The sequence below is a fragment of the Paracoccus homiensis genome (assembly GCF_900111675.1).
Lineage (GTDB): Bacteria > Pseudomonadota > Alphaproteobacteria > Rhodobacterales > Rhodobacteraceae > Paracoccus > Paracoccus homiensis.
The window spans coordinates 235,738-253,513 of record NZ_FOHO01000003.1; the positions used below are offsets into that span (position 1 = coordinate 235,738).

Genomic DNA, 17,776 nt, shown 5'->3' on the forward strand with positions numbered 1-17,776 from the left:
AATGGCGCAACTGAGTGTCGAACATCTGTCCAAGACTTATCCCAACGGGGTCACCGCGCTGCATCCATGCGATTTCGCGATCGAGCGGGGCGAATTCGTGGTGCTGGTCGGGCCTTCGGGCTGCGGTAAATCCACCTTGCTGCGCATGATCGCGGGGCTCGAGGACATTTCCAGCGGTCAGATGCGGATCGAGGATCGGGTCGTGAACCATGTCGAGCCCGCCGAGCGCGACATCGCGATGGTGTTTCAGAACTATGCGCTTTATCCGCACATGACGGTCTATCGCAACATGGCCTACGGGATCCGCAATCGCCGGGTTCCGGCAGCCGAGATCGACCGCAAGGTGCGTGACGCGGCGCAGATGCTGAACCTGACGGAATATCTGGACCGCCGCCCCGCGCAGTTGTCGGGCGGGCAGCGTCAGCGCGTGGCGATGGGGCGTGCCATCGTCCGTGACCCGGCGCTTTTCCTGTTCGATGAACCGCTGTCCAACCTTGATGCCAAGCTGCGCAACCAGATGCGGATCGAGATCCGCGCCCTGCAACAGCGCCTTGGTGTCACCTCGGTCTATGTCACGCATGACCAGATCGAGGCGATGACCATGGCCGACCGCATCTTCGTGATGAATGCAGGCCGGATCGAGCAGATCGGCACCCCGGCCGAGATCTACCACCGTCCGGCCTCGACCTTCGTGGCGTCCTTCATGGGGGCGCCGCCGATGAACCTGCTGCGGGGGCATGGCACGGGGACGGGGGCGGTCATGCTGTCGGGCGGGCTGCAACTGGATCTGCCGATGCCGACCGACGCGGGGCGCGATCTGGTGCTGGGTCTGCGGCCCGAGGATATGCGCCTGTCGCCCGATGGTCCGATCCGCTTCGACATCCAGATCGTCGAGGAGCTGGGTGCGACCCGTCTGCTGCACGGTCAGCTGTCGGAGCAGCCCTTTACCGTTGCCGTTTCCAAGGAAACCCAGGCCGGTCCCGGCATTGCCCGGCTGGCCTTTGCCCCAGATACCGCAAGCCTGTTCTGCGGCCAGAAAGGACACCGACTTTGACCGCCATTGTTGACCGTCTGCCCATCATCGGCGACGACATTCGCGACCGCATTCTGAACGGCCCCCGGACGCCCGAGGCGCATCGCGCGATGCTGGCCGATACCCCCGCGATGAACGCGCTGGAGATTGGCGGACAGGGCGGGGTCGACCGCCTGCCGGAGGAATTCACCATCGCCGCGTGGAATGTCGAGCGCTGCCTGTTTCCCGAAGGTTGTGCGCGGCATCTGGCCCCGCACGCCCCTGCCATCGTGCTGCTGAGCGAGGTCGATTACGGGATGTCGCGCACCGCGCAGCGCAACACCACCGCCGCGATGGCACAGGCGATGGGGATGCATTACGCTTATGGTGTCGAATTCCATGAACTGGGTCTTGGCGGTCCGACCGAGAGGAAGTTCTGCGCCGACGATTTCAACGCGCAGGGTTTTCACGGCAACGCGATCCTGTCCTCGGCCCCGTTTCTGAAGGCGATATTGATCCGGTTGGACGATCACGGTCACTGGTTCATGCCCGATCGGAACGCGACCGATCCCGAACAGCCAAGGCTTGGGGGGCGGATGGCGATCGCGGCGCAGGTTCAGACCGTCACGGGGCCGATCTGCGTGGTTTCGACCCATCTGGAAAGCAATGCCGACGCGGCGCATCGCGGGGCGCAGTTCGACCTGCTGATGGATGCGGTCGAGGCATTCGCGCCCGACATGCCCGTGGTGATCGGTGGCGATCTGAACACCGGCAACCACCTGCCGCCGGATTTCGACTGGCGACAGGAAACGCTGTTCGATGCCGCGCGCGCACGCGGCTATGACTGGGGATTGACCCCTGATGGCATCACGACCCGTGCCAGCCTGATCACGCCGCATCAAACGCGTCGGATGAAGCTGGACTGGTTCGCGGCGCGCGGGATGTCCGGTCAGGCGGGGCCGTTGCTGCCTGCGGTGGACGCGGAAGGCACGCCATTGTCCGATCATGACTGCGTGCTGTGCAGATTGCGCCGAGGCTGAATGTTCCGGCGACCGTGATTTCGGTGGCTGCGGGTGTCAGGGGGCTTTGCCCCCGGCGCCTTCGGCGCCTCCCCCAGGGTATTTGCCGCAAAGAAGAAGGCGGCGCGTGTCTGCGGTTGATCGGCGCCGTGCGGGTTGTCTTGTGACGGGTGCAAAAAAATGCCGGTCGCAGGGACCGGCATTTTCAGGTTTTGGGCCGAACCGGACTATTGGGTCGGGCGGATCAGGATTTCGACGCGACGGTTCTGGGCGCGGCCCTGATCGGTCGCATTGGACGCGGTGGGCTGATCCTCGCCGCGGCCGACGGCCACGATACGCGCGGAGGACACACCGCCCGCCGTCAGGATGCCAGCGACCGATTGGGCGCGGCGCTGCGACAGGTCCTGATTATAGGCGGCGCTGCCGGTGTTGTCGGTATGGCCGATGACCTCGATCCGGCTGTTCGGATACTGGTTGAGGTTGCGTGCGACGGCGTAGAGGTCGTTCTGCGCAACGCCCGAGACGGCCGCGCTGTCGGTGGCGAAGAGGATGCCTTCGGGCAGGATCACCTGCAGATACGAGCCGTGATTGACGATCTGGACATTCGGGTTCTGCACCGCCTGTTCCAGCGCCGCGGCCTGGCGGTCCAGGATGTTGCCCGCAACAGCGCCTGCGGCCGCGCCGAGGATGGCGCCGCGGGCGGCGTCGCGGCCCTGATTATTCTTGTCGTCATCGCGGGTTGCGCCATAGAGCGCGCCGATCGCGGCACCGGCCAGCGCGCCCTGCTGGGTGCGGCTGATATTGCCGGTCTGTCCGCCATTCAGCGAGGGGTCGGTGCAGGCGCCAAGCGCGATCAGCCCCGAGGCGGCGAAAACTGTGGTCATGCGGAGTTTCATCTGTCTCCCTTTCCTGTCCTTCGGTCCGCGACCTGCGTCGCGTTCCATCATTATCCGGTGTCGGCGTTGCGGGCCGCCAACGTATGCCAAGCTGTCGCAGTTCCCCGCCAAAGGGAAGTGAACTTTTCGCGTGTGGCAGGCGTGCCGTATCCCGGTGACGTCCGTTCCCTGCGCGGCACAAGACGTCTTGCAATGCTGCGCCGTCACGGTCACAACGCAGCCGTCATGGTCAAGTCACCCCGTCTGCCCAGCCCGTTGCCCTATTCCCGGCAGGTCGCGATCTTTTCGCGGTTGCAGGCGTCCGAGCCGCATCCGCAGACCGAGCTAAACTTTACCAATCCCTACACGCTGGTCGTGGCCGTCGCGTTGTCGGCGCAGGCGACCGATGTGGGGGTGAACAAGGCCACGAAGGATCTGTTCGCCAGGGCCGACACGCCGCAAAAGATGCTGGATCTGGGGCTTGAGGCGGTCACCGATCATATCAAGACCATCGGGCTGTTCCGGCAGAAGGCCAGGAACGTGATCGCCCTGTCCAGAATGCTGGTCGAGGAATTCGGCGGCGAGGTGCCCGACAGCCGCGCCGCGCTGATGCGGTTGCCTGGCGTCGGCCGCAAGACGGCGAATGTCGTGCTGAACTCGGCATTCGGTTATCCGGCGCAGGCTGTCGATACCCATATCTTTCGCGTCGGCAACCGCACCCGCGTCGCGCCGGGGCGCGATGTCGACGAGGTCGAGCGCGCGATCGAGGACAATGTGCCCGCGCGTTTTCAGCAGGACGCGCATCATTGGCTGATCCTGCATGGCCGCTATATCTGTCAGGCCCGCCGCCCGCGTTGCGGCGTGTGCCCGATCAATGAACTTTGCCCCTTCGAGGAGAAGACCGCATGACCACCCCCTATGTGATCGGTATCGGCAATGCCGTGATGGACGTGATCTCGCCCACGGATGACGCGCGGCTGGATGCGCTTGGGGTGCAGAAGGGCATCATGCAGCTGATCGAGCGTGAGCGGTCCGAATACCTGATGGCCGCGCAGGCCGACGATCACGGGCCGGGCCGGGCGCAGGCGCGCCTGGTGCCGGGTGGGTCGGTTGCCAATACGCTGGCGGGGATCGGGGCGATGGGGCTGAAGACCGCGTTCATCGGTCGGGTGGCCGATGATGCGCTGGGGCTGTCCTATGCCGAACAGACCGAGGCCGGCGGCACCGTCTTCGTGAACCCGCCGGTCGGGGGCGATCAACTGCCGACCTCGCGCAGCATCATCTTTGTCACGCCGGATGGCGAGCGGTCGATGAACACCTATCTGGGCATCTCGGCCGAACTGGGCCCCGAAGATGTGAGCCCTTCGGTGTTCCAGGGGGCCGGCTGGCTGTTTCTGGAAGGCTATCTGTTCGACAAGCCGAAGGGAAAGGACGCCTTTCTGAAAGCCGCGAAATGCTGTCACGAGGCGGGCGGTCAGGCCGGCATCGCGCTGAGCGATCCGTTCTGTGTCGACCGTCACCGCGCCGATTTCCGCAAGCTGGTGGCCGGGCCGATGGATTACGTCATCGGCAATGTCCATGAATGGACCTCGCTTTACCAGACCGAGGATCTGGAAGCCGCGCTTGCGCAGGCCAGCGCGGATTGCGGCACCGTGATCTGCACCCGTTCGGGCGATGATGCGATCCTGATCCGCGACGGCGCCCGGGTGACCGTGCCGGTAAACAAGGTCGTGCCGGTCGATGCGACGGGTGCGGGCGACCAGTTCGCCGCGGGCCTGATCTTCGGGCTGGCGCGGGGGGCATCGCTTGAGGCGGCGGGGCGCATGGGCTGCATCGCGGCGGCCGAGGTGATCGGGCATGTCGGCCCTCGCCCCCAGCGGGAAATCCGTCGCGAGTTTGAAGCGCAGGGGTTGATCTGACCGTTCCCGCGGCCTGTATAAAAGGTCAGGTTTTGCGAAAACTATCCTTTTATACAGGCACTTGCGCCTAGTCTGCATTGGAAAATCCTCTACTAACATCCCATTTTTCACACTGCCGTCGAGGCTGTTGTTATTGGTGGAGATGTTTTGATGCCGACGACTTGGGACGCAATCTATCTGGGTACGGTCGGATTTGACATCGACCCTACCGAAGGCAACCAGACCAGCGAGAACGCCGCGCTACTGGTGGGGCAGACCTTCGGATCGGTCAGTGACCCGTTGCTGCGCAATATCGTGTCGGTCGGCACCGAGGACAATCGCGGCTTTGCCGGGGTTCTGGATACGAACCGGGGCACGGGCAATTCTGACAAGCTGCTTTACGATATCGGAAACGGCCCCCAGGCGGTCACTTTCGAAGGCGGCGCAGTCTATCAGGCCACCATCAATTTCACTGACGGCACGTCGACATCCTCGATCGTGGTGCTGGTGCAGGACGAGAGCGGCAATCTGTTCTTTACCCCGGCCCGCACCGAAGGTCCGCTGTCGCAGGCCTATTCGCAAAAGCCGATCCAATCCCTGACGGTCGATTCGCTTGTGCAGGATTTTGGAAACCTGTCGACGGACCGTAGCGCAGGAAATTTTGTCACCTGCTTTCTGGCCGGCACCATGATCGCGACCCCGGACGGTCCGCGCCCGGTCGAAGAGATCGTCGCAGGGGATCTGGTGAATACCCAAGACAATGGCCCGCAGGTGGTGCGCTGGTCCGGGTCGCGCCGCATCGAGCGGATGGCCGACAACCTGAAACCCGTGCGCATCCATGCCGGGGCGTTGGGTGTCGGATTGCCTGCGCGGGATCTGCTGGTGTCGCAGCAGCATCGTGTTCTGGTCCGCTCGAAGATCGCGCGGCGCATGTTCGGGGCCGATGAGGTTCTGGTGGCCGCCAAGCATCTGCTGGCCTTGCCGGGGGTCGAAATCGCCGAGGATGTGGCCCACCCGGTCTATTGCCACCTGCTGTTCGACGATCATCAGCTGGTCCTGTCGAATGGCGCGGTGACCGAGTCGCTGTTTACCGGGCCCGAGGCACTGAAAGGCGTGTCCGAGGCTGCGCGGCGGGAAATCCTAACGATCTTTCCGCAGCTGGCCAAAACGGGCGCCGCGGTCGAGGCGCAGCGTCCGGCGCGTCCGCTGATTACCGGACGTCTGGGCCGCAAGCTGGCCGAGCGGCATCTGTCGAACGACCGTCCGCTGGTCTCGATCAACTGAACTTGCACCCGGCGGCCCTGCAACAGGCCGCCCAGTCACCCGCCTTTGCGTTGCGTGGCACTGGTCCCGCGTGTATCACGGCCTGAAACAATGCAGGCAAGGACGTGAAAATGCGTAGGGTTGTTGTTACCGGGCTTGGAATGGTCACCCCTTTGGCTTCGGGTGTCGAGGCGACGTGGGAACGGCTGTTGGCCGGGGAATCCGGGGCAGGGCCGATCACCCGCTTTGATCCCAAGGACGTCACCACCAAATATGCCTGCGAAATTCCGATGGGCGACGGCAGCGACGGCACCTTCAATCCCGATGACTGGATGGCCCCCAAGGATCGTCGCAAGGTCGATGATTTCATCCTGTATGGCATGGCCGCGGCCGAGCAGGCCGTCACGGATGCCGGCTGGAAACCCGAGGACGAGGAAGAGCGTCTGCGCACCGGCGTCATGATCGGGTCGGGCATCGGCGGTCTGACCAGCATTGCCGAGACCGCCGTTCTGATCAAGGAACGCGGCCCCAAGCGGGTGTCGCCCTTCTTCATTCCGGGGGCGCTGATCAACCTGATCTCGGGCCAGGTGTCGATCCGCTATGGGTTCAAGGGGCCGAACCACGCGCCTGTGACCGCCTGTTCGACCGGGGCGCATGCGATTGGTGATGCGGCGCGCCTGATCATGCTGGGCGATGCCGATGTGATGGTCGCGGGCGGGGCCGAAAGCCCGATCAGCGAAATCGGGATTGCCGGGTTCAACGCCTGCAAGGCGCTGTCGACCAAGCGCGAGGATGATCCCAAGGCTGCCAGCCGCCCCTATGACAACGACCGTGACGGCTTTGTCATGGGCGAGGGGGCCGGTGTCGTCGTGCTGGAGGAATACGAACACGCCAAGGCGCGCGGTGCCAAGATCTATGCCGAGGTGCTGGGCTATGGCCTGTCGGGCGACGCCTATCACATCACCGCGCCGTCCGAGGATGGCGATGGTGGCTTTCGCGCCATGCAGGCCGCGCTGCGTTCGGCCAAGCTTGACCCGTCGGCGATCGACTATATCAACGCGCATGGCACCTCGACCATGGCGGACACGATCGAACTGGGTGCCGTGGAGCGCCTGCTGGGCGATGCGGCGAAGGATGCGGTGATGTCCTCGACCAAATCCAGCATCGGGCATCTTCTTGGTGCGGCCGGTGCGGTCGAGGCGATCTTCTGCACGCTGGCGATCCGCGATCAGATCTGCCCGCCGACGATCAATCTGGATGACCCGGCGGTTCAGCCCAAGCTGGATCTGGCAGCCAAGGCCGCCGTGCGGCGCAAGGTGGATGTGGCCCTGTCCAACAGCTTTGGCTTTGGCGGAACGAATGCCTGTCTGATCCTTGGGAAGGTCGCGGGATGATCTGGCGCAATATCGCCTCGAACTTCCTGACGCTGCTGATCGTGATCCTGATCGCGGCCGCTGCGGCCGTGGCCTGGGCCAAGCATCAGTTTTCCGGGCCGGGGCCCAGTTCGGTTGCGCAATGCGTTCAGGTGGCCCCCGGCGCCAGTCTGAACGCCGTCAGCAAGCAGCTGGCGGAACAGGGCGCGATTTCCAGTTCCTACATCTTCCGCGCCGGGACCGATTATCTGGACAAGTCGCGCGATCTGAAATTCGGCAGCTATATGGTGTCGCCGAATGCCAGCATGGAAGATATCGTCGGCGTGATCACGGCGGGCGGACCTTCGACCTGCGGGACCGAGGTCACGCTGCGCATCGGTGTGCGTGAAAACACCATGCTGCTGCGCGATGTCGATCCGGGCACCGGCACCTACGAGGAACAGGCCCGCTATGTCCCCGGCGTCGAGGACAAGCCCCAGGAGATCGCGGCCGCCGAGGACCAAAGCGATGTGCGTCTGCGCATCACGATGGCGGAAGGCGTCACCAGCTGGCAGGTGGTCGAGGCGCTGAAGGCAGCCGATTTCCTTGCGGGCGAGATTTCGGACGTGCCGCCCGAGGGCAGCCTTGCCCCCGACACCTACGAGGTGGACAAGGGCGCGGATCGGTCCGCGATCCTGGCCGAGATGGCGCGTCGGCAAGAGGCGATCCTGACTGCGGCATGGGAGAGCCGTCCTTTCGGTCTGCCCTATGAGACGCCGCAAGAGGCGCTGATCATGGCCTCGATCGTGGAAAAGGAAACCGGCGTGGCCGAGGAACGTCCGCAGGTCGCCAGCGTCTTCGTGAACCGGCTGGAGCGTGGCATGCGTCTGCAGACCGACCCGACGGTGATCTATGGCATCACCAATGGCGAAGGGGTTCTGGATCGTGGCATCCGCCGGTCGGAACTGAACGCCCGCACCGCCTATAACACCTATCAGATCGACGGGTTGCCGCCGACGCCCATCGCCAATCCGGGCCGCGCGGCGATTCAGGCGGCGCTGAACCCCGATACCACGGAATATGTATTCTTCGTGGCTGACGGGACCGGCGGCCATGCCTTTGCCCGTACGCTGGAGGAACACAACGCCAATGTCGCCCGCTGGCGCGAGATCGAAGCGCAGCGTGGGCAGGAAACGGACAGCCCGGTGCAGACCGGCGAATAGTCCGGGCCAAAGCTGTCGATGGTTTGACAAATCCCGCCCCAGGTCACAGGCTGACCGCGAAGGGGCGGGATTTTTCATTGGCGCCTGTCGCGCCGGGCCTGCCTTTCAGATGCAGGAGATCGCATGATGAAACTGTCTGACATGTTTGCCCAGCTTGCCGAGAATGCCCGCAGCTTTGAAAAGCGCGCATCCGAATGGCAGGATGAAATGAATTCCCGCAATGACGAGATGATGGCCAGCGCGCGCAAGTGGCAGGAAACCGCGATGCAGCGGCAGGATGAGATGAACCAGCAGATGCGCAGCTATTTCGAGGGCGCGGGCGAGCAGGTTCGCACCCAGTGGCAGACGATGCAAAGCGCCTGGGAGGATCAGTTCGCGCAGATGCAGAAAAAGGGCGAGGACATGCGACAGTCGGCCATGAAAGGCGGGTACTTCCCCGATTGGGCCGAAGCCTATGCCGCGCAGATGGTCGCCTTTGCACAAAAGATGCAGGATGAGGCATCGAACGCGATGGCCGCGGCCACCGAAGCCCGTGCCAAGGATGCGAAGAGCAAGAAATCCTGATCCTCGTTGCAACGGGATTCGCCCGCGATGCATCGCGGGCGGATGCGTTTCTGTTGCGCCATTGATGAAAGTGTTGCGTGCGCGCGCATCTGGTGTTGCGTATTTAACTAATTGAAAATGAAGTAACTTCCTGAGATTTAATGCACGCTTAGGTTTAGCAATTGACTTGGCGAACGGCCTTTAGTAGAAAGTTTACATGCTGGGAGAAATGGGCAAGCGGCCGGGGTGACCCGAAGCCGCTTTTTTCATTTCTCGGCTCGTGCGGACAGGACACGAGGCGGGACAGTTTGCATGAACGATATGGAAATGAGCGGTTTCGGTAACCCCGAAGGCCCGTTCGCCACCGGACCCAAGGGCGGCGATGCCCGGACGGATTCGGTCAACGCTGCTGCCAGTGGCGTGAACCCCGAAGAGGCGCTTGCCGTCGCAGAGGGGCATTTCTGGTCCTGTATCAGGGATCTGAAACGGCATGAGGCCGCGTTGCAGGCCCGCGAAAGCGGGGGCGTCGACGCGGGCGAAATCAAGGAAGCTTTGCACAGCGCCAAGGCCGTTCGCGATGCGATCGGGCTGATGATGGCGGAAAGGAACAGGGTTGACAAACTTCGCAAGGATATCGCCGGCGGGGTCGGAGGAGGCTGTCTCGACCTTGACGAGGCAAGAGATGAGATCGGGCGCCGCCTGGCTTGCCTCCGCCGAGCCGCAGGAAGTTGACGCCTTTCTTGAAGGCCTGAGTGAAAACGCATTGATGGCATTGCCCTGGCTGTTCGAGTTCTGGGCCCTGCCGCACCAGTTGCCGCCCGAAGGGGATTGGAAAAGCTGGGTGATCATGGGCGGGCGCGGCGCGGGAAAGACCCGTGCCGGGTCCGAATGGGTGCGGCGGATGGTCGAGGGATCGACCGCCGCCGCGCCCGGGCGCTGTCATCGGATGGCGCTGATCGGAGAGACCTTCGATCAGGTCCGCGAGGTGATGGTGTTCGGCGAAAGCGGCATTCTGGCCTGTTCGCCCCCCGACCGCAGGCCGGTCTGGGAAGCCGGGCGCAAGCGTTTGGTCTGGGCCAATGGCGCGACGGCTCAGGTGTTTTCGGCGCATGAGCCCGAGGCGTTGCGCGGTCCGCAATTCGATGCGGCCTGGGTCGACGAGCTGGCCAAGTGGAAGAAGGCCGAGGACACCTGGGACATGCTGCAATTCGCGCTGCGACTGGGCGAGCATCCGCAGCAGGTGATCACGACGACGCCGCGCAATGTGGGTGTTCTGAAGCGGATCTTGGGCAATGCCTCGACCGTGGTGACCCATGCGCCCACCGATGCGAACCGGGCCTATCTGGCGGAAAGCTTTCTGGCCGAGGTTCAGGCGCGCTATGCGGGGACGCGGCTGGGACGGCAGGAACTGGACGGTGTTCTGCTGGATGATATCGAAGGCGCGCTATGGACGACGGCGATGCTGGAGGAGGCCCGTACAGACAAGGTACCGCGCATGAGCCGCGTGGTTGTGGCCGTCGATCCGGCGGTGACCGCGGGCAAGGCCAGTGACGAATGCGGGATCATCGTTGCGGGTGTCGTCACCGAGGGTGATCCGCGCGACTGGCGGGCCTATGTGCTGGAAGATGCGACCGTCCGAGGCGGGCCGACGGATTGGGCCCGCGCCGCGATTGCCGCGATGGATCGCCACGGTGCCGAAAAGCTGGTGGCCGAGGTGAACCAGGGCGGCGATCTGGTCGAAAGCGTCTTGCGCCAGGTCGATCCGCTGGTGCCGTTCAAGGCGTTGCGGGCCGGGCGTGGCAAGGGTCTGCGCGCCGAGCCGGTGGCCGCGCTGTATGAGCAGGGACGCATCAAGCATCTGCGCAGCGGCGAGTTGGGCGCGTTGGAGGACCAGATGTGCCAGATGACGGTTCACGGCTTCGAGGGGCGCGGCAGCCCCGACCGGGTGGATGCGATGGTCTGGGCGATTCATGAGTTGATGATCGAGCCCGCAGCGGGCTGGCGCCGACCGCAGATGCGGCGGTTGTGAACGGAAAGCCGGGGGCATTCTGCCCCCGGACCCCCTGAGGATATTTGAACCAAGGCAAAGAAGCCGCCCCGTCGAGGGCGGCTTTTTCATTGGGCGGACGATGGAGGCACGCATGGCATTTCGATTGTTTTCGCGGGAGGAGAAATCCGCCCCCGCGCCGGAGAGGAAGGCCAGCGCGACCGGTCGGGTCGTGGCCCTGGCCGCGGGAACGGGGCGACCGGTCTGGTCGGCGCGCGATACCGGATCGCTGACCCGCGGCGGTTTTCTGGGTAATCCGATCGGATTCCGGTCGGTCAAGCTGATTGCCGAGGCTGCGGCCGCGGTTCCGCTGGTCTGCGAGGATCGCGAGCGGCGCTATGACATGCATCCGGTGATCGATCTTTTGCGCCGGCCGAATCCGGGGCAGGGCCGGGCCGAGTTGTTCGAGGCATTGTTCGGGCAGCTGCTGTTGTCGGGCAACGGGTATGTCGAAGCGGTCGGCCTATCGGAAGGGGGCTTGCCGGAAGAGCTGCATGTTCTGCGTTCGGACCGGATGAGCATCGTGCCGGGGGCTGACGGCTGGCCCGTCGCCTTCGAATATGCGGTGGGGGGACGCAAGCACCGGTTCGGAATGACCGGCAGCCCCGATCCCATCTGCCACATCAAGAGCTTTCACCCGCAGGACGATCACTATGGTTTGTCGCCGATGCAGGCGGCGGCGGTGGCGATGGATGTCCATAACAGCGCCTCGGCCTGGTCGAAGGCATTGTTGGACAATGCCGCCCGCCCCAGCGGGGCGATCATCTACAAGGGGACCGACGGGCAGGGTGTTCTGAGCCCGGATCAATATGACCGCCTGGTCGGTGAGATCGAGATGAATCATCAGGGTGCGCGCAATGCCGGACGCCCGATGCTTCTGGAAGGTGGGCTTGACTGGAAGCCGATGGGGTTCAGCCCCAGCGACATGGAGTTTCACGAGACCAAGCTGTCGGCGGCCCGCGAAATCGCGCTGGCCTTTGGTGTGCCGCCGATGCTGTTGGGCATTCCGGGGGATGCAACCTATGCCAATTACGCCGAGGCGCATCGTGCCTTCTATCGGCTGACGGTGCTGCCCTTGGCGACGCGGGTGGCTGCCTCGATCGCGTGGTGGCTGTCGGAACATCTGGGCGCCGAGGTGGATCTGCGGCCCGACCCCGATCGTATTCCGGCCCTGGCCGAAGAGCGCGATCAGCAATGGGCCCGGATCGGGGCTGCCAGTTTCCTGAGTGATGCGGAAAAGCGTGCCCTGTTGGGGTTGCCGCCGCAGGCCGAGGCATAGCGCGATGGAAGGGTCACGTTTCGTGAAGGACGGCATCGGTTGGCACGATCAGCGCTTTGAGGCGCAGGAGCGGATCATGGCGCTGCAATTCGGCACCGTGGAACGCCGGTTGGAAAGCATCGAGCGCCTGATCGAGGGGTTGGAACGGCGCTTGTGGATGACGGTCTACGGCGTTGTCGCCGTGATCCTGACGCAGGCTGTTCAGGGCATTTTGGAATATGCGCCGAAAGGAGGCTGATGGATGGTTCCGGGACTTGAGGTGAAATTCGCGGGTGGGGCTCCGATCCTGTCCGACGGGCATGTGATCGAGGGATATGCAAGCCTGTTCGGACTGACGGATCAGGGGGGCGATGCGGTGATGCGCGGTGCCTTTGCCGCCAGCCTGGCCAAGCTGAGCGCCAAGGGCGACAAGGTTCGGATGCTGTGGCAGCACGATCCGGCCAAGCCCATCGGCGTCTGGGATGAGATCCGCGAGGATGAGAAGGGCCTTTGGGTCAAGGGGCGACTGTTGCCGGATGTGATCCAGGCCCGCGAAGCGGCGGCGCTGATCCAGGCTGGTGCGATCGACGGCCTGTCGATCGGCTATCGCACGATCCGCGCGGAGCGCGATCAGAAGGGGCGCCGCGCCCTGGCCGAGGTCGAGCTGTGGGAGGTGTCCTTGGTAACCTTTCCGATGCTGCCCGAGGCCAAGGTCGGCCGCAAGGAGGCAGAGGATCTGCGCGAGATGGCCGATCTGTTCGCCATTGCCGCGGATGCGTTGCGCAACGACTGAACCGTTTCAACAAGATTGCCGGAAGGCGCCGCAACGGCGCGTTCCGCAGGGTTCGGGTCACGTGTGGCGTGGCCTGAAAGCAGGGGCGTGCCGGCCCCGATTGTCGCGATGAGGAGAAGACCATGACCGAGGTGAAAGCCGCGGGCGCGAAAGATGTGCCTGCCGATTTCAGAGGCGTCGATCTGAAAGGGGCCATGATGGGGTTCGTCACCGAACTCAAGGGCTTCCGCGAAGACATCCAGAACAAACTTACTGCACAGGAAGAGCGTATGAACATGCTTGATCGCAAAACTGCACTGCGGGGCCGCGCGCCTCTGTCGACCGTGGCCGAGACCGAGGTTCCGCATCAGAAGGCGTTCAACGCCTATCTGCGCAGCGGCGACGATGACGGCCTGCGCGGTCTGGCCATCGAAGAAAAGGGCCTGAGCGTCGCAAGCGATGGTGGCTTCCTGGCCGCGCCGCAGGTCGCCGACACCGTGCAGAATGTGCTGCGCGCCGGGGCCTCGCTGCGCAAGCTGGCCAATGTCGTGGCGGTCGAATCCTCGTCCTACGAGGTGCTGGTCGACAAGGCCGATATGGGCGCGGGCTGGGCCGATGAAAGCGATGCGACTGAAACCGGTGCGGGCGGCGTCGAGCGTATCTCGATCCCGGTGCATGAGTTGTCGGCGATGCCGAAGGCCAGCCAGCGCCTTCTGGACGATGCGGCCTTCGATGTCGAAGGCTGGCTTGCCGAACGCATCGCCGACAAGTTCGCCCGCTCGGAAGCGGCGGCGTTCATCAACGGTGATGGTATCTCGAAGCCGCGCGGCATCATGTCCTATCCGACCGCCGCGGCAGGTGCCGAAGGCGATGGCCAGATCGGCGTTGTCGGTACCGGGGCGCTGGGCGATTTCAACACCGCCTCGCCGGCGGATTCGCTGATCGACCTGATCTACGCGCTGGGCGCCGAATACCGCGCCAATGCCTGTTTCGTGATGAACTCGAAGACGGCGGCGCGGGTGCGCAAGATGAAGGATGCCGATGGTCGCTTCCTGTGGAGCGATGCGCTGTCGGCTGGTCAGGCGGCGCAGCTGTTGGGCTATCCGGTCATGATCAGCGAGGATATGCCCGATATCGACATGGAAAGCTGTGCCATCGCCTTTGGTGATTTCCACGCCGCCTATACCATCGTCGAACGCCCCGACCTGCGCGTTCTGCGCGATCCGTTCAGCGCCAAGCCGCATGTCCTGTTCTATGCGACCAAGCGCGTCGGTGGCGGCGTCACCGACTTTAATGCGCTGAAGTTGCTGCAGTTCGTCTGATCCACCCGGATCGGACGAGAAGAGGGGCCGGGCGTGCGGCTGGCCAACCCGGCTTTGCAACTGTCCGCGCGCGCTGACGGCTGGCGCGCGGGCCCGGCCCCTTTTCGCAGCGGATACCGGCGAGGCCCTGGCGGGCCTTGCCCTTTTTGAACGGGTCGGCGGACGGCAGGACGGGAGGTTCGCAACGATGATGCTAAGAGATGAAACGGTGCCGGCAGCAGAGGCGTTGCCCGTTGCCGTATTGCGCGGACATTTGCGCCTGAGTTCGGGCTTTGACATTGCGGCCGACGCGGATGAGACGGCGGCTTTGGTCGGGTTCCTTCGGGCTGCGATTTCGGCGATCGAGGCGCGAACGGGCAAGGTTCTTCTGACGCGCCGCTTCCGGATGCAGCTGGAAGACTGGCGCGACAGGCTGGGTCAGCCATTGCCGTTGGCGCCGGTGATTTCGGTTGACGATATCCGGATCGACGACGGGGCGGGCACCGAGACGGTGCTGTCGCCCGACAATTGGCGGCTGGTGCCCGATGATCAGCGGCCGATGATCCTTCCGACCGGGGTGATCCTGCCCAATGTGCCGCGCCGCGGTCATGTGACGGTGACCTTCACTGCCGGGTTCGGGGAAACATGGGACCGGGTTCCTGCCGATCTTGCCCATGCGGCGATCATGCTGGCCAGCCAGTATTACGAGGACCGCAGCTTCGACGGCGGTCGGGGCGCGATGCCCTTCGGTGTCAGCGCATTGATCGAGCGATGGCGCGCGGTGCGGACGCTTGCCGGTCGTGGCAACCGGGAGATGCGCTGATGGGCGTGCCTCGGTTGTCGGTTCGCATGACGCTGGAAGCGCCCGAGCGTCAGGGTGACGGAATGGGTGGCTATGCGTTGATCTGGGTACCTCTGGGGACGCTGTGGGCCGAGATGAAGGCCGGTTCGGGCCGCGAGCGTCAGGCCGAAGTTGGCCCGGAAAGTGTCGTTTCCTGGCGCATTACGGTGCGCGGTGCGCGGTCCGGCGATCCGCGCCGACCCGGTGCGGGCCAGCGGCTGCGTCTGGGCGATCGGATTTTCGCGATTGAGGCCGTGGCCGAGCAGGACAGTGGCGGGCGCTGGCTGACCTGTTTTGCCCGCGAGGAGGATCAGGGATGAGCTATGCGGCAAGCACGGCGTTGCAGGGTGCCGTCTATCAATGCCTGCGCGGCGACGGGGCGCTGACCCAGTTGGTTGGCGATGCGATCTTCGACGCGATGCCGACCGAGGCGCCAAGCGGTGTCTATGTCTCGCTTGGCCCGGAAGAGACGCGGGATGCGGGCGACATGACGGCCGCCGGATCGCAGCACGATTTCGTGGTGTCGGTTCTGTCGGGCAGCGATGGTCCCGCGGGCTTTTCGGCCGTGAAGGCCGCGGCCGTTGCGGTGTCGGATGCGCTGGATGCCGCGGATTTCCAGATGGATCGCGGAGAGTTGGTCGGTTTGTGGTTCCTGCGCGCCAAGGCGCGGCGGGTTGAAAATGGTGCGGCGCGGCGGGTCGATCTGACATTCCGCGCGCGCGTTGATCTTGGCTGAGGAGACTGACCCATGGCGGTACAGAATGGACGTGATCTGCTGATCAAGATGGATATGAGCGGCAATGGCGCGTTTGAGACGGTGGCCGGGCTTCGTGCCACGCGCCTGTCGTTCAATGCGGAAACGGTCGATGTGACCAGCATGGAAAGCCAGGGTGGTTGGCGAGAATTGCTTGGCGGCGCGGGTATACGCAGCGCCTCGATCAGTGGGTCTGGCGTGTTTCGTGATGCCTCGACCGACGGGCGGGCGCGACAAATCTTTTTCGACGGAGAGGTGCCGCGCTTTCAGGTCGTAATCCCCGATTTCGGCACGGTCGAAGGGCCGTTCCAGATCACCGCGCTGGAATATTCGGGCAGCTACAATGGCGAGGCCACTTACGAACTGACGCTGGCCTCGGCAGGGGCGCTGACCTTTACGGCCCAATGATGGCGAACCAGTTCACGGGCGAGGTCCAGATCACGCTGGACGGTCAGCCGCATGTTGCCAAGCTGACCCTTGGTGCATTGGCTGAACTGGAAACCGAACTGGGCGCGGAAAGCCTGGTCGAGTTGATCGAACGGTTCGAGGCGGGCCGCTTTGGCAGCCGCGATGTCATTGCAATCCTGGTCGCGGGATTGCGGGGCGGGGGCTGGGCTGGCGGGCGCGATGATCTGCTGACCGTCGATATCGACGGTGGTCCTGCGGCGGGTGCCCGCAGTGCTGCGCAATTGTTGAGCCGGGCCTTTCAGGTGGTCGCATGACCGAGCTGACACCGCGTGGGCTGGACTGGCCCGGGCTGATGCGTGCGGGGATGCGTGGTTTACACCTGCATCCCCAGCAGTTCTGGGCGCTGACCCCGGCCGAGCTTGCCCTGATGCTGGGTGTCGAGGCCGGGCCTTCTGCCATGACCAGAAACCGTCTGGCCGAGTTGTCGGCCAGATTTCCCGATACACCGCCGGCAACGGATGGTGCGCACACATCATGAGGAGCCTTGGCCATGGCAAACAAGGACGGGTTCAGCGGCGGCCTTGATCAGCTGGACGAAAATATGGGGCAGGCTGGTCGCATGACCGCCGAGTTCGAGAAAGAGTTGGCGCGGCTGCGTCAGTCAATGGCGTTTACCAGCCGCGAAGTCAGTACGCTGAGCAGCGGTCTGGAAAGCGGCTTGCGGCGTGCAATCGACGGGCTGGCCTTTGACGGGGTGAAGCTGTCGGATGCGCTGAAGGGAATTGGCCAGTCAATTGCCGATACGGTGTTTTCGATTGCCATGAAGCCGGTCGAGCAGGCGTTGTCCTCGACCCTGGCGCAGGGTGTCAGCGGCATCATGGGTTCCGTCATGCCCTTCGCGGATGGTGGGGCATTCGTCCAGGGACGGGTGATGCCGTTCGCCAAGGGCGGTATCGTTTCAAGTCCGACCCATTTCCCCATGCGCGGTGCGACCGGCCTTATGGGTGAGGCCGGCCCCGAAGCGATCATGCCTTTGCAGCGCGGAGCCGATGGGCGCCTGGGCGTTGCAAGCGCAGGCGGGTCCCGACGCCCGGTCAATGTCACCTTCAATGTCACAACCCCGGATGTGGCGGGCTTCAAGCGCAGCAGATCGCAGATCGCGGCGCAGATGGCCCGTGCCCTGTCCCAGGGTGATCGAAACAGCTGAGAG

At 64.2% G+C, this 17,776-nt stretch carries 22 protein-coding genes; 21 read left to right on the forward strand and 1 reads right to left on the reverse strand.

The annotated features are described in order from the left end of the window. Position 1 precedes the first annotated feature (1 nt). Positions 2-1,054 carry a sn-glycerol-3-phosphate ABC transporter ATP-binding protein UgpC gene (ugpC, locus tag BMX67_RS05800; protein ID WP_090733220.1) on the forward strand — a complete coding sequence of 351 codons (1,053 nt, stop codon included), beginning with the start codon at positions 2-4 and terminating at the stop codon, positions 1,052-1,054. Continuing rightward, a complete protein-coding gene (locus BMX67_RS05805; protein ID WP_090733222.1) occupies positions 1,051-2,052 on the forward strand; it encodes an endonuclease/exonuclease/phosphatase family protein in 1,002 nt (333 codons plus the stop codon). Before ugpC ends, BMX67_RS05805 begins: the two co-directional genes overlap by 4 nt. A 206-nt stretch (positions 2,053-2,258) precedes the next feature. Here BMX67_RS05805 and BMX67_RS05810 read toward each other — a convergent pair whose 3' ends face one another. Next, positions 2,259-2,927 carry a YiaD family glycine zipper/OmpA-like lipoprotein gene (locus BMX67_RS05810; RefSeq protein WP_090733223.1) on the reverse strand — a complete coding sequence of 223 codons (669 nt, stop codon included), beginning with the start codon at positions 2,925-2,927 and terminating at the stop codon, positions 2,259-2,261. 225 nt (positions 2,928-3,152) lie between these two features. On the opposite strand from BMX67_RS05810, the gene nth reads away from it, so the two are divergent. The 19 genes from nth to BMX67_RS05905 all read left to right on the forward strand — a co-directional run bounded on the left by nth (position 3,153) and on the right by BMX67_RS05905 (position 17,773). Then, complete coding sequence (gene nth, locus BMX67_RS05815) at positions 3,153-3,815, forward strand: endonuclease III (RefSeq protein ID WP_090733533.1); 663 nt, start codon at positions 3,153-3,155, stop codon at positions 3,813-3,815. Continuing rightward, positions 3,812-4,825, forward strand: coding sequence for an adenosine kinase (locus BMX67_RS05820; protein ID WP_090733224.1), 1,014 nt, complete (start codon positions 3,812-3,814; stop codon positions 4,823-4,825). Before nth ends, BMX67_RS05820 begins: the two co-directional genes overlap by 4 nt. 150 nt (positions 4,826-4,975) lie before the next feature. Further along, positions 4,976-6,088, forward strand: a complete 1,113-nt coding sequence (locus BMX67_RS05825; protein ID WP_090733225.1) for a Hint domain-containing protein — start codon at positions 4,976-4,978, stop codon at positions 6,086-6,088. A 110-nt stretch (positions 6,089-6,198) separates the two neighbouring features. Continuing rightward, on the forward strand, positions 6,199-7,461 hold the full coding sequence (gene fabF / locus BMX67_RS05830; RefSeq protein WP_090733226.1) for a beta-ketoacyl-ACP synthase II: 1,263 nt from the start codon (positions 6,199-6,201) through the stop codon (positions 7,459-7,461). Next, complete coding sequence (gene mltG, locus BMX67_RS05835) at positions 7,458-8,642, forward strand: endolytic transglycosylase MltG (RefSeq protein WP_090733228.1); 1,185 nt, start codon at positions 7,458-7,460, stop codon at positions 8,640-8,642. The genes fabF and mltG overlap by 4 nt, the downstream gene beginning before the upstream one ends. Positions 8,643-8,765: 123 nt before the next feature. After that, positions 8,766-9,206, forward strand: coding sequence for a hypothetical protein (locus tag BMX67_RS05840; protein ID WP_090733229.1), 441 nt, complete (start codon positions 8,766-8,768; stop codon positions 9,204-9,206). Positions 9,207-9,506: 300 nt separating this feature from the next. Continuing rightward, positions 9,507-9,917 (forward strand): permease, encoded by a 411-nt coding sequence (locus BMX67_RS05845; protein ID WP_139206457.1) that lies wholly within the window; start codon positions 9,507-9,509, stop codon positions 9,915-9,917. Further along, complete coding sequence (locus tag BMX67_RS05850) at positions 9,868-11,214, forward strand: DNA-packaging protein (RefSeq protein WP_090733233.1); 1,347 nt, start codon at positions 9,868-9,870, stop codon at positions 11,212-11,214. Before BMX67_RS05845 ends, BMX67_RS05850 begins: the two co-directional genes overlap by 50 nt. Positions 11,215-11,326: 112 nt before the next feature. Next, entirely contained in the window at positions 11,327-12,511 is a 1,185-nt protein-coding gene (locus BMX67_RS05855) for a phage portal protein (RefSeq protein ID WP_090733534.1), read from the forward strand. A gap of 4 nt (positions 12,512-12,515) precedes the next feature. Next, positions 12,516-12,749: a GTA head formation protein, RCAP_rcc01685 family gene (locus BMX67_RS05860; RefSeq protein WP_090733235.1), complete on the forward strand. Its 234-nt coding sequence runs from the start codon at positions 12,516-12,518 to the stop codon at positions 12,747-12,749. 3 nt (positions 12,750-12,752) lie between these two features. After that, entirely contained in the window at positions 12,753-13,283 is a 531-nt protein-coding gene (locus BMX67_RS05865; protein WP_090733236.1) for an HK97 family phage prohead protease, read from the forward strand. 122 nt (positions 13,284-13,405) lie between these two features. Continuing rightward, positions 13,406-14,584, forward strand: coding sequence for a phage major capsid protein (locus tag BMX67_RS05870; protein ID WP_090733237.1), 1,179 nt, complete (start codon positions 13,406-13,408; stop codon positions 14,582-14,584). Between the two features lie 187 nt (positions 14,585-14,771). Then, positions 14,772-15,386 (forward strand): head-tail connector protein, encoded by a 615-nt coding sequence (locus BMX67_RS05875; protein ID WP_090733239.1) that lies wholly within the window; start codon positions 14,772-14,774, stop codon positions 15,384-15,386. After that, positions 15,386-15,724, forward strand: coding sequence for a head-tail adaptor protein (locus BMX67_RS05880; RefSeq protein WP_090733241.1), 339 nt, complete (start codon positions 15,386-15,388; stop codon positions 15,722-15,724). Before BMX67_RS05875 ends, BMX67_RS05880 begins: the two co-directional genes overlap by 1 nt. After that, on the forward strand, positions 15,721-16,140 hold the full coding sequence (locus BMX67_RS05885) for a DUF3168 domain-containing protein (RefSeq protein ID WP_090733242.1): 420 nt from the start codon (positions 15,721-15,723) through the stop codon (positions 16,138-16,140). The genes BMX67_RS05880 and BMX67_RS05885 overlap by 4 nt, the downstream gene beginning before the upstream one ends. Before the next feature lie 12 nt (positions 16,141-16,152). Beyond that, positions 16,153-16,566: a phage major tail protein, TP901-1 family gene (locus tag BMX67_RS05890; protein ID WP_090733244.1), complete on the forward strand. Its 414-nt coding sequence runs from the start codon at positions 16,153-16,155 to the stop codon at positions 16,564-16,566. Next, positions 16,566-16,880, forward strand: coding sequence for a gene transfer agent family protein (locus BMX67_RS05895; RefSeq protein WP_090733536.1), 315 nt, complete (start codon positions 16,566-16,568; stop codon positions 16,878-16,880). The genes BMX67_RS05890 and BMX67_RS05895 overlap by 1 nt, the downstream gene beginning before the upstream one ends. Beyond that, a complete protein-coding gene (locus tag BMX67_RS05900; RefSeq protein ID WP_090733246.1) occupies positions 16,877-17,104 on the forward strand; it encodes a rcc01693 family protein in 228 nt (75 codons plus the stop codon). Before BMX67_RS05895 ends, BMX67_RS05900 begins: the two co-directional genes overlap by 4 nt. Before the next feature lie 12 nt (positions 17,105-17,116). Further along, positions 17,117-17,773, forward strand: a complete 657-nt coding sequence (locus BMX67_RS05905; protein WP_090733247.1) for a phage tail tape measure protein — start codon at positions 17,117-17,119, stop codon at positions 17,771-17,773. The last annotated feature ends 3 nt before the right edge of the window (positions 17,774-17,776 follow it).